This is a genomic window from Ferrovibrio sp., assembly GCF_964218355.1.
Classification (GTDB): domain Bacteria; phylum Pseudomonadota; class Alphaproteobacteria; order Ferrovibrionales; family Ferrovibrionaceae; genus Ferrovibrio.
Genome location: NZ_CAXPMC010000018.1, coordinates 56,757 through 70,839, shown reverse-complemented (window position 1 = coordinate 70,839; position 14,083 = coordinate 56,757). Strand labels below are relative to the sequence as shown.

The window sequence follows — 14,083 nt, the reverse complement described above, 5'->3', positions numbered from 1 at the left end:
GTTCCGCATGTCGCTGTTCCGCTCCATCGCCACCGTCGGCGGCCTGACCATGCTCAGCCGCATCGCCGGCTTCGTGCGCGACCTTCTCATCGCCCGCTATCTCGGCGCCGGGCCGGTGGCCGATGCCTTCTTCGTGGCCCTGCGGCTGCCGAATTTCTTCCGCTCGCTGTTTGCCGAGGGCGCCTTCACGGCCGGCTTCCTGCCCCTGTTCAGCGGCACGGAAGCCACCGAGGGCCGCGCGGCGGCGAAGGCCTTCGCCGAACAGGCGCTGGCGGTGCTGCTGCCGGCCCTGTTCGTCTTCTGCGTGGCTGCCCAGCTGGCCATGCCGCTGGTGATCGGCCTGCTGGCGCCGGGGTTTCTCGGCGATGCGCTGCGCTTTCCGCTGGCGGTGACGCTGACGGCGATCACCTTTCCCTATCTGCTGTTCATCTCGCTGGCGGCGCTCTACGGCGCCATGCTGAACAGCGTCGGGCGGTTTGCCGCCATGGCGGCGACGCCGGTGCTGCTGAACCTGGTGATGATCGGCGCGCTGCTGGGCTTTGCGTCAGCAGCCGGCCCTGCCCAGACCGGCCCTGTCCAGACCGGCCCTGCCCAGACCGGCCATGTGCTGGCCTGGGCGCTGTTTGCCGGCGGCATCGTGCAGTTCCTCTGGCTCGCCTTCGAGGCACGCCGGGCCGGTCTCGCCCTGCGGCTGCGCCGGCCGGCCCTGCCGGCGAAGGTGAAGCGGCTGTTCGTCCTGGTGCTGCCGGCCGCCATCGGCGCCGGGGTGACACAGATCAACCTGATCGTCGGGCTGGTGCTGGCCTCGCTGCTGCCGGCCGGCGCGGTCTCGTATCTGTTCTATGCCGACCGCATCAACCAGCTCACCGTCGGCGTGGTCGGTGTCGCCATCGCCACCGCCCTGCTGCCGGCGATCTCGGCCCAGCTGGCCCGCGGCGAGACCGCGGCGGCGATGGCCAACCAGAACCGCGCCATCGAATTCGGCCTGCTGCTGTCGCTGCCGGCCGCCGCGGCGCTGATCGCGGTGCCGGGGCCGGTCATCGCGATCCTGTTCCAGCGCGGCGCCTTCGATGCCGCCACCGCGCAGGCGACCGCACTGGCGCTGCTGGCCTATTCGGTCGGCCTGCCGGGCTATGTGCTGTCGCGCACGCTGACCCCCGGCTTCCACGCCCGCCAGGATACCCGCACGCCGGTGAAGATCGCCGTCATCGCCATTGCCGTGAACCTTGTCGCCAGCATCGCGCTGATGCCATGGCTCGGCCATGTCGGGCTGGCGCTGGCGACCGCGCTGGCCGCCTGCGTGAACACCCTGCTGCTGGGCGCCACGTTGCACCGCCGCGGCCACTGGCGCGCCGATACCCGGCTGCGCGCGCGGGCCTGGCGTATCCTGCTGGCGGCGCTGGCGATGGCCGCCGGGCTGCTGGCGGCCGACCGCTGGCTGCTGCCCGGCTGGTATGCCGGCCCCGACCTGCTGCGCTTTGCCGCGCTGGCCCTGCTGGTCGGCGGCGGGCTGGCGCTGTATCTGCTGGCCGCCCTGGCATGCGGGGCGACGCGGCCGGCGGAATGGCGGGCGCTGCTGCGCCGGCCGGCGAAAGCCGCGCCTGCCTCTTGACGGCCGGCGCCGCCGGGCGCGATAACCCCGCCCGCACATCATCCCTTCTCTTCCCGCAACCGGGGCCTTCCACCGCCCCAATCCCAGGGGACTTTCATGGCCTTCCAACGGCGCATCTTCTCGGGCATCCAGCCCACCGGCAATCTCCACCTGGGCAACTATCTCGGCGCGGTGCGCAACTGGGTCGCGCTGCAGGCCGAGTATGAGTGCATCTTCTGCATGGTCGACATGCATGCGATCACGGCCAGCCTGCTCGATCCCGACGAGCTGCGGCGCTCGACCCGCGAGCTGGCGGCGGCGATGATCGCCTCGGGCATCGATCCCGAGAAGAACATCCTGTTCAACCAGTCGCAGAATCCCGATCACGCCACCCTGGCCTGGATCTTCAACTGCGTCGCCCGCATGGGCTGGATGAACCGCATGACGCAGTTCAAGGAAAAGGCCGGCAAGGACCGCGAGAATGTCTCGCTCGGCCTGTTTGCCTATCCGGCGCTGATGGCGGCCGACATCCTCGTCTACAAGGCAACCCATGTGCCGGTCGGCGAGGACCAGAAGCAGCATCTGGAACTGACCCGCGATATCGCGCAGAAATTCAACTTCGATTACCAGAAGGAGATTTTCCCGCTGACCGAGCCGCAGATCTTCGGCACGGCGACGCGGGTGATGAGCCTGCGCGACGGCATGAAGAAGATGTCGAAGTCGGACCCTTCCGACCAGTCGCGCATCAACATGACCGACACGGCCGACCAGATCGCCGACAAGATCAAGCGGGCGAAGACCGATCCCGACGCGCTGCCCGACAGCATCGATGGCCTGGAGGGCCGGCCCGAGGCCGCCAACCTGATGGGCATCTATGCGGCGCTGGCCGGGCAGACCCTGGAGCAGGCGGTGGCCGACTGCGCCGGCAGGGGCTTTGCCGAGTTCAAGAAGCTGCTGACCGAGGTCGCCGTGTCGCATCTGGCACCGATCACCGCCGAGATGCGCCGCCTGACCGCCGATCCGGGCTATGTCGACGGCATCCTGCGCAAGGGCGGCGAACGCGCCCGTGAACTCTCGGCGCCGGTGGTGGCCGAGATCTACGACACGGTTGGTTTCCTGCGGCCGTAAGGCCGCGGGCGGTTTCCTGCGCCCGTAAGGGCGCGACCGACTTTTCTGCGCCCGTAACGCCCTGCCGGCCTGCGAGTCAATTGGTAAGGTAAACTTACCAATTGACTCGCAGGCTTCTCCCGTCCAGTCTGGCCGCACGGGAGGATGCGGAATGCGCGACGAGGCCTGGCGCCGCGACAATATCGGCCGGCTGCTGAACGATGCGGCGCGCGCCTTCGAGGCGCAGGTGCTCGACTATCTGGCCCGTGCCGGCCATGACGGGCTCGGCGCCACGCATATCAACGTCACCCGCAATCTCGACAGCGCCGGCACGCGGCTGACCGAACTGGCGCGCCGGGCCGCCATGACCAAGCAGTCGATGGGCGAGCTGGTGCGGCAGATGGAGGCGCTGGGCTATCTGCGCCGCGATGCCGATCCGCAGGATGGCCGCGCCCAGATCGTCCGTTTCACGGCGAAAGGCGCCGCCTGGCTGAAGGCCTTCCGCCGCGCGCTGCGGCGCGCCGAGGCCGACATGGCGGCGCGGCTCGGGGCCGGCACGGTTCTCGCCCTGCGGCAGTCGCTGCAGCGCTATCGCGGCGACGTGCTGTGAGCGGCGCTGCGGCCGCGCCGGTGGTCTGCGACGTGCTGGTGGCCGGCGGCGGCCCCTGCGGGCTGATGCTGGCCAACGAACTCGGCCGGCGCGGCATCAGCCTGCTGCTGGTCGATGAAAAACCGGACACGGCTTTCAATCCCCAGGCCAACGCCACCCAGGCCCGCACCATGGAGCATTTCCGCCGGCTGGGTTTCGCCGACGAGATCCGCGCGCTCGGCCTGCCGCCGGACTATCCCACCGACATCGCCTATTTCACCCGCTATGCCGGGCATGAGCTGGCCCGCTTCCGCCTGCCATCGGCGCAGGCGGCGAAGGCCCGCGCGCGCGAATCCGGGTCGTCCTGGAGCACGCCGGAACTGCCGCATCGGGTGTCGCAGAAATATGTCGAAGCGGTGCTGCGCCGCCATGCCGAGGCGCTGCCGGGCGTCAGCCTGCGCTATGGCTGGCGGCTGGAGGATTTCAACGACCGGGGCGACGGCGTGACGGCAATGGTGGCGCCGGCGGCCGGCGGCGCGCCCGTTGCCGTGCAGGCCCGCTATCTGGTCGGTGCCGATGGCGCGCGCAGCCTGGTGCGGCGCCGGCTCGGCATCCGCTATGGCGGCGAGACCGGCGTGCAGCGCGATTTCATGGGCGGGCGGATGTATGCCCTGTATCTGCAGGCGCCGGATTTCTACGCGGCCACCGGCCATGCGCCGGCCTGGATGAATGTCGCCTTCAATCCCGAGCGGCGCGCCTTCATGGCTGCCGTCGACGGCGCCGGCGAATTCGCCTTCCATACCCAGCTGCAGCCGGGCGAGGACGAGGGCCGGCTCGGCGAGGCCGATGCGCTCGCGCTGTTCCATGCCACGGCCGGCGCCGCAATCCCGGCCCGCATCCTGTCGCGCGGCAGCTGGACGGCGGGCCATGCACTGGTGGCGGACTCCTTCGGCCGCGGCCGCGTGCTGCTCGGCGGCGATGCCGTGCATCTGTTCACGCCCACCGGCGGGCTCGGCTACAACACCGCCATCGAGGATGCGGTCAATCTCGGCTGGAAGCTGGCGGCGGTGCTGCGCGGGCAGGCGGCGCCGGCGCTGCTGGACAGCTACGAGGCCGAGCGGCGGCCGCTGGCCCTGCGCAACACCGGCTATGCCCGCGGCTTCGCCGATTCCCTCGGCCTGTTCCGGCCCGATCCGGCCATCGAGCGCGCGGATGCGGCCGGTGCCGCCGCCCGTGCCCGGGCCGGCGCCTATCTCGGCGACCATGCCCGGCGCGAATTCAACATTCCCGGGATCACGTTCGGCGGTCGCTATGACGGCTCGCCCGCCATCATCGCCGATGGCAGCACGCCGCCGGCCGATGCCGCCAATGTCTATGTGCCGACCGCCTGCCCGGGCGGGCGGCCGCCGCATCTGTGGCTGGCGGATGGCGGCTCGCTGTTCGACCGCTTCGGCTTCGACTGGACCTTGCTGGCGTTGCGCGATGATGACGGCGCGTTTGCCGCTGCGATGCAGGCGGCCGCCGCCCGGGCCGGGATCGGGCTCGTCGTCGTGCGGCCGGATTCGCCTGCGGCCCGCGACCTGTATGCGGCCGACCATGTGCTGATCCGGCCCGACCATATGGTGGCCTGGCGCGGCGCGGCCGGGGATGCCGCGGCGATCCTGCGCCATCTGCTGGGATATGGCGCCGCATCTTGAATCGCTGCCGGGCCGGCCCCAGATTAACAGGATCGCCCTTTTTCCTCCTTCCGACCCGAACGGTGCCATGACCGATCCCGCCTCTGGTTTTGCTTCCCGCCTGCGCGGCCGCTGGCTGTGGCCGTCGGCGATCGCCGCCCTGCTGGTTTTCGGGCTGTATTACCCGGCCGGGATGCTGATCGTGCACAAGATCGACGACAATCTCGACTACCAGGTGGCGGATGCGGCCATGCCGCAGGGCGGCAGCCGTGCGGTGGCGATGGCCGCGGCGCTGGTCGACCGCGAGATCCGCCAGACCGGCTGGGTTGCCAACGATCCCTTCTTCCTGCCCGGCTCGATGCTCGACAACATGCCGAACTACCAGCTCGGCATGATCCATGCGCTCGGCCGCTTCGCCTTCGAGATGGTCGACCAGCTCGGCCGCACCCGCGGCTCCAGCCAGACCGACGGCGACCTGCAGGAGGCCGCCGGCCTGCTGCAGTATTCCGGCACCAAGTGGCTGTTCGATTTCTCCACCTCGCTGCTGCCGACGGCGAAGTCGGAAACCCAGTATGACAAGGCGGTGCGGTCGCTGCGCCGCTACAACGAACGGCTGGCCGCCGGCAACGCCATCTTCGAGCGCCGTGCCGACAACCTGATCTCGACGCTGGACCGCATCGCGCTGGATGTCGGTTCGGCCTCGGCCGCCATCGACCAGCGCATCCATGAGGGCAGCGGCCTGTGGATCGACACCCAGAGCGACGATGTCTTCTACAGCGTCAAGGGGCAGGCCTATGCCTATTACATGGTGCTGCGCGAGCTGCGCAGCGATTTCGGCAACATCATCCGCGACAAGGAACTGGGGCCGACCTGGGACCAGATGATGGCCTCCTTCGCCGCCGCCGCCGATCTGCGGCCGCTGATCGTGCATAATGCCAGGCCCGACGCGATGATCCTGCCCAACCATCTGGCCTCGATGGGCTTCTACATGCTGCGGGCCCGCACGCAGATCCGCGAAGTGAGCAATATCCTGCTGAAATGACAGACGATAAGTCTGCTTGCAGGACCTGACCGATCAATGGCAACCTGAGCCCATGAGCGAGACGGCGACCGCCGCAAAACCCGCAGCCAAACGGCGCACGAAATTCCTGGTGGTGGTCGACGACACCCCGGAATCGCGCGTGGCCCTGCGCTATGCCACCCGGCGCGCCCGCAACATCCGCTGCGGCGTGGTGCTGCTGCGGGTGGTCGAGCCTGTCGACTTCCAGCAATGGGCCGGCGTCGCCGAGATCATGCGTTCGGAAGCACATGAGGCCGCCGAGCAGCTGCTGCACGATCTGGCCGAGCAGGTGAACAAGGAATCCGGCCTGCTGCCGGAACTGGTGATCCGCGAGGGCGTGGTGCGCGACGAGGTGCTCAACCTCGCCAATACCGATCCCGATATCCGCATGCTGGTGCTGGCCGCCGCGCCCAGCAACGGAACGGTGGGCGGCCAGGGCCCCGGCCCGCTGGTCACCGCGCTGGCCGGGCAGATGGCCGGCGATCTCAGCTTCCCGATCACCGTGATCCCGGGCAGCCTGACCGACGAGCAGATCGACCGCCTGACCTGACTGGTTCTGACCTGAGCGGTTCTGGCCTGATCGGCTGTCTGCCGAACAGCCGGCCCGGCTCAGACGAACTGCAGCCTGGTATCCTGTTCGATCTCGATGGTCACCGGGTTGCGGATATGGTCGATCGGCTCGTGCGGCCGGCCGTCGAGACGTTCATACAGCGCGAAGCCGAGCATGCTGTCGGGCCGCCTGCGGTCGGTGGCCAGCGGCAGCAGCAGGCTGCGGAACCGCATCACCGGTTCGCCCTGCCGCAGCCAGCGCTGTACCGAGACATGGCCGTTGCCGCCGCGCAGCTCGCCATAGATGCGGTTGATGCGGTCGAGATCGCCGCCGGCGAACAATTCATCGGCATGCAGGCCGGTGAGCTCGAAGCCGAGCTGGTCGCGCACCGTCCGGCCGGCGAGGGTGTAGCGGATGCGGCCATCGGCCAGCAGGTCGGCCATGAACAGGTTGGGCAGCAGCGAGTCGAGATCGGCAGGCTCGACATCCGACCGCGCCGGGCAGGCATGGCTGCCGCGCCATCGCTGCCAGCAGGAGAGGGCATGGCTGAGCCGGGCGTCGGTGACGCTTTCGGGCAGAAAGGCGGCCATGCGGCCGAGTCTCGCGCCGCCGGACCGGAGTCACAAGCGGACAAATAGCGAAGCATATCCGCCGCTTCAGTATACGGCTTATTCCGCGGGCGGAATCTGGGCGAGGCTGCCGCAGAAATCGGCGGTGCTGCTGACCCAGCCGAAGAAGGTCTCAATGTTGTAGATCGCCGCCTGCTGGATGAAATCCGGCCCGGCCTGGTGGGTGGCGTCTTCCAGCAGCACGCCGAAATATTCCAGGTGGAAGGCATCGCGCAGCGAGGATTCGACGCAGACATTGGTGGCGATGCCGGTGAAGACCAGGTTGCGGATGCCGCGCGACCGCAGCAGGCTGTCGATGCCGGTGTTGAAGAACCCGCTGTAGCGGCTTTTCGGGATCACGATGTCGCCCGGCTGCGGCGCCAGCGCATCGACCAGCGCGTAATCCCAGCCGCCCTTGGCCAGCAGTCTGCCCTGCAGCTCCGGCCGCCGCCGCATGGTCTTCAGCGCATTCGACTTGTACCAGTTCGGCGAGCCCGGCCCGCCGGCCTCGGTGTAATCCGCATCCCAGCCATTCTGGAAGTAGATGACGGCGATGCCGGCGGCGCGGGCGGCCGCGGCGGCCTTCGCGATCTGGCCGGTTGCCGCCGCCGCCCCGGCGATGTCGAACCCGGCCAGGTCGAGATAGCCGCCGGGCGAGGCATAGGCATTCTGCATGTCGACGATCACCAGCGCCGTCTCGGCCGGCTTCAGGCGCAGCGGCTCGGGCCGCGCCGGCAGGGCGACCATGCGGTCATCGCCGGCGCCGGCGGGGGCATAGGCGGGCACGGCGGCAGGCGGGATGGCGGCAGGCGGGATGGCGGGATCGGTCATGGCGGGCTCCGGGCCGGAAGGAAGAAGGGGAAGGCGGGCCCGGAAAGCCTAGCAGGATGCGTGCCAGAAAGGCCGCAGCCGGCGGTCAGAACCGGAAATAGATGAAGGCTGCCGACAGGTCGAGATACAGGAGGCTCGCATATATCATGCCGGCCGCACCGGCCCCCCACAGCATGGTGCCGGCCCTGCCGGCCGTGCAGGCGCGCCGCGCCAGGGCCTCGACATCGACGGCCATCGATACGGGCAGGCAGGCCGCGAGCAGCAGCCATGGCCACGGACCAATCACGGCCTCGCCGCCCGCCGCCGGGCCAACCAGACGGCCGGCAAACATGGCCCAGTCTGCAAAGTCGAACAGGAACAGGCTCCAGCCGGCAGAGACGAGCAGAAAGGTGAGGAATACCTGCAGGCGCACGGGAATATTCTGCCACGGCTGCCGCAGCAGGTGATAACCGGTGACAAGCATCGCGTGATAGAGGCCCCAGACGACAAAATTCCAGCCGGCGCCGTGCCACAAGCCGCAGACGGCGAAAATGATGATGATGTTCCGGACATAGTGGCGGTTGCCGCCCAGCGGCAGATACAGGTAATCGCGGATCCAGTAGGACAGGGTGATATGCCAGCGGCGCCAGAAATCCCGCGGGTTGGCGGCGGCATAGGGCAGCCTGAAATTTGACGGGAACCGGAGGCCGAATATCAGGCCAAGGCCAATGGCGATCAGCGAGTAGCCGTAGAAGTCGAAGTAGATCTGGAAGCTGTAGCCGAACAGGACAAACAGCGAATCAGGCCGGGACAGATGCGACAGATCCGCTGCCAGCGGAGCGATCAGGGCCGCAATCCGGTCAGCCAGGACAACCTTGAGGAACAGGCCGCCGGCGATCAGCGTGATGATTTCCGGCAACCGTTCTGCCGGCAGCCGCCAGCGCGGCAGGGCCTTCAGTCCCTCGGCAACGTCATGGTGCCTCAGAATGGGCCCGGCGACCAGCTGGGGGAAGAAGCTGATGAACAGGGCGAAGGCGGGCAGGCGCTCCGGCTGCGGGATCTGCCCGCGCTGCCGGTCGATCGCGTAGGACACGAGCTGAAACGCAAAGAATGAAATGCCCGCCGGCAGGACCTTGTCGGCCGCGGCGGGAATGGCGATGGCGGTCAGACCGAGGGGGTGGAGGATGCCGGTGACGACAAAGCCGAGATATTTGTAGTAGACCAGCGCGCCCATCGGCAGCAGTGCCGCCGCGGCCACATGCCACCGCGTCAGGGGACGATCCGGCCGGCCTGTCCACAGATGCACCCAGACGATCGAGGCGGCAAGGACGGCGCCGTGCTCCAGGCCGGAATATGAGTAGAAGACAAAACTGGCGACTATGAGAAAGAGAATGCGGGCCATGCCGCGCAGCGGCAGCCCGATGCACAGGATGGCGGGCAGGAAGATGCCCAGAAAAAGCCAGCTGTTGAATAGCAAAGGCGGCTCCTACAGCGGAAGCAGATCGTGCAGGAAGCGGCCGAGTGCGGCAGCTGGCGCGTGGCAGCAATCCGGCCAGGGCGTGGCGGTTTGCAGAACGGGGGCAGGCAGGCAGGTCAGGCCTTCCGCATGGCAGGCCGCAAAAAGCCGCTGCCGCAGGGCAGCGGTTTCAGGCTTGCGGCCCTGTTCTATTTCCCGGAGCAGTGGCGGGTAAAGCGGCGACTCGTAGACAATAATCCGGCGGCCCTGCGCCTGCAGACGGGCCAGCCTGTGAACGTAGAGCGCCAGGTGGTCGAGATGATAGGGGTTCGGTGCAGGGAAGCGGATCATGTCTGCGGCCGGCTGTGCGGCCAGGTGTCCCTGCGGCACCGACCCATCGGCCCTGTAGCGGCCACCGTCTTCGAGACCGATCCCGGTCAGGAAGCGCAGATAGTCGAGCTGGCGGTCTGCATTCATGAATGCCTTGACCTGGTCGAGGGCCATCCGCACCGGCTCTGCCGCGATCCGCGGCAGCGAGGCATGGCCCATGCGCCGGATCAGGACGGAATCGTCGGCGATCCGGGGCAGGCTGGTGAAAACAGAGGGCCAGCCAATGGTTCCGAAGAACCCGATATCCACGTTGTCCAGGCTGATCAGCACCGTTCCGGGCAGCTTGCCGTCCCGGGCAAGATGTTCGGCCAGTGTGACGCTCTGTTCGAAAACGGTGCCGCCAACGGAAAAATTGAAAAAGCGCGACGGCGCCACGCCAAGATCGGAATGCGACACCGCCACGGACCGGCTGTTGCCGAACAGGCCGATATCATAACGCGGCGCGGTGCGGCCGTGATTTGCCTTGAGGGCAATCGTGTCGTCGACGGTCAGCCGGGTCATCGCCTGCCGGAGCCGGGCGTCGCCATCGGGACCGAAGACCGGCAGGCGGCGGACCGTTCCGCTGAGGGTGAGTGACAGCGCGGCCAGCAGCAGAAGGGCTGCGACCAGGGTGCCAAGCCCGGTGCGTATCGAGATCCGGTCAGACATCGGCTGCCAGCGGTCCTTGTGGAGCGGTCCTTGTAGGTTCGGGCGTTGGCGCGCGAGGGTAGCTACGCCGCCATGGGCCGGCAAGGGCCGGTCGGCCGGGGCTATTCGTAGCCGGCCAGGCAGTGGGCCGGCAGGCCGAACAGCTCCTGCGGCTCCTGCACGCCGCGCAGGCCGTGGAACCCCAGCGATTCGATCGGGCAGTCGCTGACCTCGCGGGCGAAGGCGGCTGAGGCCAGCACCGGCCGGTCCAGCACCTTGGTCATCGCCTCGACCCGCGCCACCTCGTTGACGGCGCGGCCGATCACGGTGAAATCCAGCCGGTCCTTCGCGCCGATATTGCCGAACACCACCCGGCCGACATGCAGGGCGAGGCCGATCTTCAGCGGCGGCTCGCCGCCGATGGCGCGGCCCTGGTTCAGCTCGTGCAGTTCGGCAAAGGCCTGCTGGGCGGCTTCCAGCGCCCGGTGGCAGGCGGCGGCGCGGCCGCCGCTGTCGGGATCGACCCGGAAGATCGCCAGCAGGCCGTCGCCGATGAATTTCAGCACCTCGCCGTCATGGGCCTGGATCGGCCCGGACATGGCGTCGAAATAGCTGTCCAGCGTCGTCACCACTTCCTGGGGGTTGTGGCGGTCGGAATAGGCGGTGAAGCCGCGCAGGTCGGACAGCCAGATCGCGGCTTCCACCTCGTAGCCGCGGCCGCGCATGAAATCGCCCTTCAGCACCCGCTTGGCCGGACCGCTGCCCAGATAGGTGGTCAGCAGGTCGCGGGTCATCCCCCGCGCCGCTTCCAGTTCCAGCCGCAGCGCGATCAGCGGCATCAGCTCCATCAGGTAGCTCAGCTCCTCCGGCCGGAAGCCGCCGGGCCGGTCGGTGACGAAGCTCATGAACGAGATGTTGGCGCTGCCGTCATGGCTCATGCCCGGGCCCTGGGTGAAGCGCATCGGCAGGGCGATGTAATCGGTGGCGCCGATGGCGATCAGGTCGGGCAGCACGCCGAAATCGAGCGGCACCCCGGGAATGTCCAGCCGCCGGCGCACCGCCGCCGCGCCCATATGGATGGCATGGACCGGGCTGTTCAGGTATTCCGGCGATTCCCGCACGTCGTGGCCGCGGGTGACGACGGTAACGCCCTGGCCGCGGGTCCAGCTGAAGCCGCGGGTATAGGTCTGCGGATGCATCGAGGGCAGTCCGGTGCTGACCCGCAGCAGCGGCAGGCCCTCATCGACCAGATGGCGGCAGAATCCCTCGAACAGCTCGGCCATCGGCATCACTTCGCCGTTGTGATCGAGCAGCCAGCGCGCCGCCGGGGTCAGCCGGAGCCGCGAATCGGGCCAGCTTGGCAGCCTTTCGACGGCAGCCGGGTCGGCGGTCACGGGCGCCTGGCCTGGGGATAACCCTTCATTTTATCCACATTGGTTAAAAATCTTTCTACGAGTGCCGGTCTGTACGCATCTTTGTTGCGCCGCCTCCGATTCGCCCCATTCTTCTGCCTTGATATTTGGAGACCGCCTGACCAATTTCCAGTGGCTTTGAACGGACCCACGATGTTCATCCAGACCGAAACCACGCCGAACCCGGCGACCCTGAAATTCCTGCCCGGCCGCGACGTGCTGCCGGACGGCTCCGTGAACTTCACGGCGGCCGAGGACGCGAAGGTGTCGCCGCTGGCCAGCCGCCTCTTCGCGGTGTCCGGCGTCGAGGGCGTGTTTCTCGGCAGCGACTTCGTCACCGTCACCAAGGCAGCCTCCGAGGACTGGACCGGCCTGAAGCCGGCCCTGCTCGGGGCGATCATGGAGCATTTCATGGCCGGCCTGCCAGTCATGAATGACGGAACCGCCGGAACAGAGGCCGGCGCCGACGAGCAGTACGATCCCGCCGATCGCGAGCTCGTGCTCCAGATCAAGGAACTGATTGATACGCGGGTCCGCCCCGCGGTGGCCCAGGATGGGGGCGATATCGTGTTCCGCGGCTTCGACCGCGGCGTCGTCCTCCTGCATATGCAGGGATCCTGTGCCGGTTGCCCGAGTTCAACGGCAACTTTGCGCTACGGCATCGAGAACATGCTGAAGCATTACGTCCCGGAAGTGTCGGAAGTCCGGGCTGTTTAGTCATAGCCGGCCGGCTCCAGTCGCGGAGCCGCCCGGTCCACGCGTTTCCTGGTGGGGGATCGCACAAGGGCAGTGCCCGGTGTGCCCGACAAAGTCATGTCGGCTGCACCGTTCGTCACGGCACTGAGAACTGTGGAGGTTTGACCCATGGCGCCATTTCGCGATCGGCATTTTCTTGCCATCGGATCTGACGTTCGTCTGATTCTTGCCGGTTTCGGCCTGTTGCTGGCCGTCGGCCTGGTATCCGGAGTGGGTGTTGGCGTGCTGTCCAGCCGCCAGCTTTCCCGTGTTCCCGATGTCGATATGCAGCAGGCCTCGCTGGGCGACGGCGTGCAGGAGGCCTGGGACCGCCTGCGCCAGATCGCGCAGCTGGATTTCCGTGCCGCCATCGAGCCGCGCCAGGCGACGACCGCGGTTGCCGCCGCGCCCGCGCCGGCTGCCGCGCCCGCCGTCTCGCCCGAGGAGGCCGCCCGCCGCGTCGCCGAGGGCCGCCAGCTGTCGCCGCACCGCACGGCGCTGCGCACCGATGCCGACCGCACGGTGGACGCCATGCTGCGCCGCTTCGAGCAGCAGGGCTTCGACCTGGCCGATTACCGCGGCAATGGCGGCCGGCTGGAAGTGCCGCGCATCTTCCTTGCCAAGCTGCCGGTCGACATCGCCGATGTCAGCATCACCGAAAAGCGCAAGCGCGCCTTCATCAAGGTGATGCTGCCGCATATCCTGCGCGAGAACGAGCGCATTGCCGCCGACCGCGAGCGGCTGCAGGTCCTGCATGACCGCCTGCGGCTGGGCGACAGCCTCGGCGGCCGCGACCGCCGCTGGCTGGACCAGCTGGCCGAGCGTTACGGCCTCGACGGCGACGAGCCCGACACCGCCGAACTGCTGGAACGTGTCGACATCATTCCGCCGGCCCTGGCGCTGGCGCAGTCGATCGAGGAATCCGGCTGGGGCACCTCGCGCTTCGCGCTGCTGGGCAATGCCGTCTTCGGCATGTGGACCTGGACGCCGGGCGCCGGCATCGTGCCGGAGGACCGTCCCGAGGGCGAGACCTACGAGGTGCAGCGGTTCCGCAGCCTCGAGAATTCGGTGGCCGCCTACATGCGCAACCTGAACACCAAATCGAGCTACCGCGAATTCCGCGACCGCCGCGCCGCCCAGCATGCGCGCAGCGAGACCCTGGACAGCTACCAGCTGGCCGGCCAGCTGCACCGCTATTCGGTGCGCGGTGCCGATTACATCCGTACCATCCGCTCGATCATGCGCTCGAACAACCTCGAGGCTTTCGACGATGCCCGGCTGGCCGCGGAAGCGGCGCCGCTGCTGGGGCTGGATTTCTTCGGCAAATCCTGAAGCAGCGCGCATCTGACGGCAAACGGCCCGGGAAACCGGGCCGTTTTGCTGTCCGGCGGCCGATGCCGCCGGCCGGCCGCCACCTTGCAGCCGCATTCACCCGACCAATATACTTGGCATGCTGATTCGGTCCGGACGCG

General features: G+C 68.2%; 13 protein-coding genes. 8 read left to right on the top strand and 5 right to left on the bottom strand.

The window, feature by feature from the left end:
- Positions 1 to 7: 7 nt before the first annotated feature.
- From murJ to ACEQZY_RS12290, 6 genes are all read left to right on the top strand, one after another.
- The gene (gene murJ, locus ACEQZY_RS12315) at positions 8 to 1,612 is read left to right on the top strand and encodes a murein biosynthesis integral membrane protein MurJ (protein ID WP_370154755.1); all 1,605 of its coding nucleotides are present in this window, start codon (positions 8 to 10) and stop codon (positions 1,610 to 1,612) included.
- A 96-nt stretch (positions 1,613 to 1,708) separates the two neighbouring features.
- A complete protein-coding gene (trpS, locus tag ACEQZY_RS12310; RefSeq protein ID WP_370154752.1) occupies positions 1,709 to 2,719 on the top strand; it encodes a tryptophan--tRNA ligase in 1,011 nt (336 codons plus the stop codon).
- Between the two features lie 151 nt (positions 2,720 to 2,870).
- Positions 2,871 to 3,308 (top strand): MarR family winged helix-turn-helix transcriptional regulator, encoded by a 438-nt coding sequence (locus ACEQZY_RS12305; RefSeq protein WP_370154749.1) that lies wholly within the window; start codon positions 2,871 to 2,873, stop codon positions 3,306 to 3,308.
- Positions 3,305 to 4,984, top strand: a complete 1,680-nt coding sequence (locus tag ACEQZY_RS12300; RefSeq protein WP_370154746.1) for an FAD-dependent oxidoreductase — start codon at positions 3,305 to 3,307, stop codon at positions 4,982 to 4,984. Before ACEQZY_RS12305 ends, ACEQZY_RS12300 begins: the two co-directional genes overlap by 4 nt.
- A gap of 67 nt (positions 4,985 to 5,051) precedes the next feature.
- Entirely contained in the window at positions 5,052 to 6,005 is a 954-nt protein-coding gene (locus ACEQZY_RS12295; protein WP_341704624.1) for a DUF2333 family protein, read from the top strand.
- A 52-nt stretch (positions 6,006 to 6,057) separates the two neighbouring features.
- Complete coding sequence (locus tag ACEQZY_RS12290) at positions 6,058 to 6,573, top strand: universal stress protein (RefSeq protein WP_341704623.1); 516 nt, start codon at positions 6,058 to 6,060, stop codon at positions 6,571 to 6,573.
- A 59-nt stretch (positions 6,574 to 6,632) separates the two neighbouring features.
- Here the strand turns inward: ACEQZY_RS12290 and ACEQZY_RS12285 are convergent, their stop codons facing one another.
- From ACEQZY_RS12285 to ACEQZY_RS12265, 5 genes are all read right to left on the bottom strand, one after another.
- Entirely contained in the window at positions 6,633 to 7,163 is a 531-nt protein-coding gene (locus ACEQZY_RS12285; RefSeq protein ID WP_341704622.1) for a PAS domain-containing protein, read from the bottom strand.
- A gap of 78 nt (positions 7,164 to 7,241) precedes the next feature.
- Complete coding sequence (gene rutB, locus ACEQZY_RS12280) at positions 7,242 to 8,012, bottom strand: pyrimidine utilization protein B (RefSeq protein ID WP_370154742.1); 771 nt, start codon at positions 8,010 to 8,012, stop codon at positions 7,242 to 7,244.
- Positions 8,013 to 8,097: 85 nt separating this feature from the next.
- Positions 8,098 to 9,468, bottom strand: a complete 1,371-nt coding sequence (locus ACEQZY_RS12275; RefSeq protein ID WP_370154739.1) for an MBOAT family protein — start codon at positions 9,466 to 9,468, stop codon at positions 8,098 to 8,100.
- A gap of 9 nt (positions 9,469 to 9,477) precedes the next feature.
- Positions 9,478 to 10,569, bottom strand: a complete 1,092-nt coding sequence (locus tag ACEQZY_RS12270) for a hypothetical protein (RefSeq protein ID WP_370154736.1) — start codon at positions 10,567 to 10,569, stop codon at positions 9,478 to 9,480.
- Positions 10,570 to 10,586: 17 nt separating this feature from the next.
- Positions 10,587 to 11,858 carry an adenylate/guanylate cyclase domain-containing protein gene (locus ACEQZY_RS12265; RefSeq protein ID WP_370154733.1) on the bottom strand — a complete coding sequence of 424 codons (1,272 nt, stop codon included), beginning with the start codon at positions 11,856 to 11,858 and terminating at the stop codon, positions 10,587 to 10,589.
- Positions 11,859 to 12,029: 171 nt separating this feature from the next.
- Between ACEQZY_RS12265 and ACEQZY_RS12260 the strand changes: the two genes are divergently transcribed.
- Positions 12,030 to 12,593, top strand: a complete 564-nt coding sequence (locus tag ACEQZY_RS12260; protein WP_370154730.1) for a NifU family protein — start codon at positions 12,030 to 12,032, stop codon at positions 12,591 to 12,593.
- Between the two features lie 147 nt (positions 12,594 to 12,740).
- Positions 12,741 to 13,943, top strand: coding sequence for a glucosaminidase domain-containing protein (locus tag ACEQZY_RS12255; RefSeq protein ID WP_370154728.1), 1,203 nt, complete (start codon positions 12,741 to 12,743; stop codon positions 13,941 to 13,943).
- Positions 13,944 to 14,083: the final 140 nt, after the last annotated feature.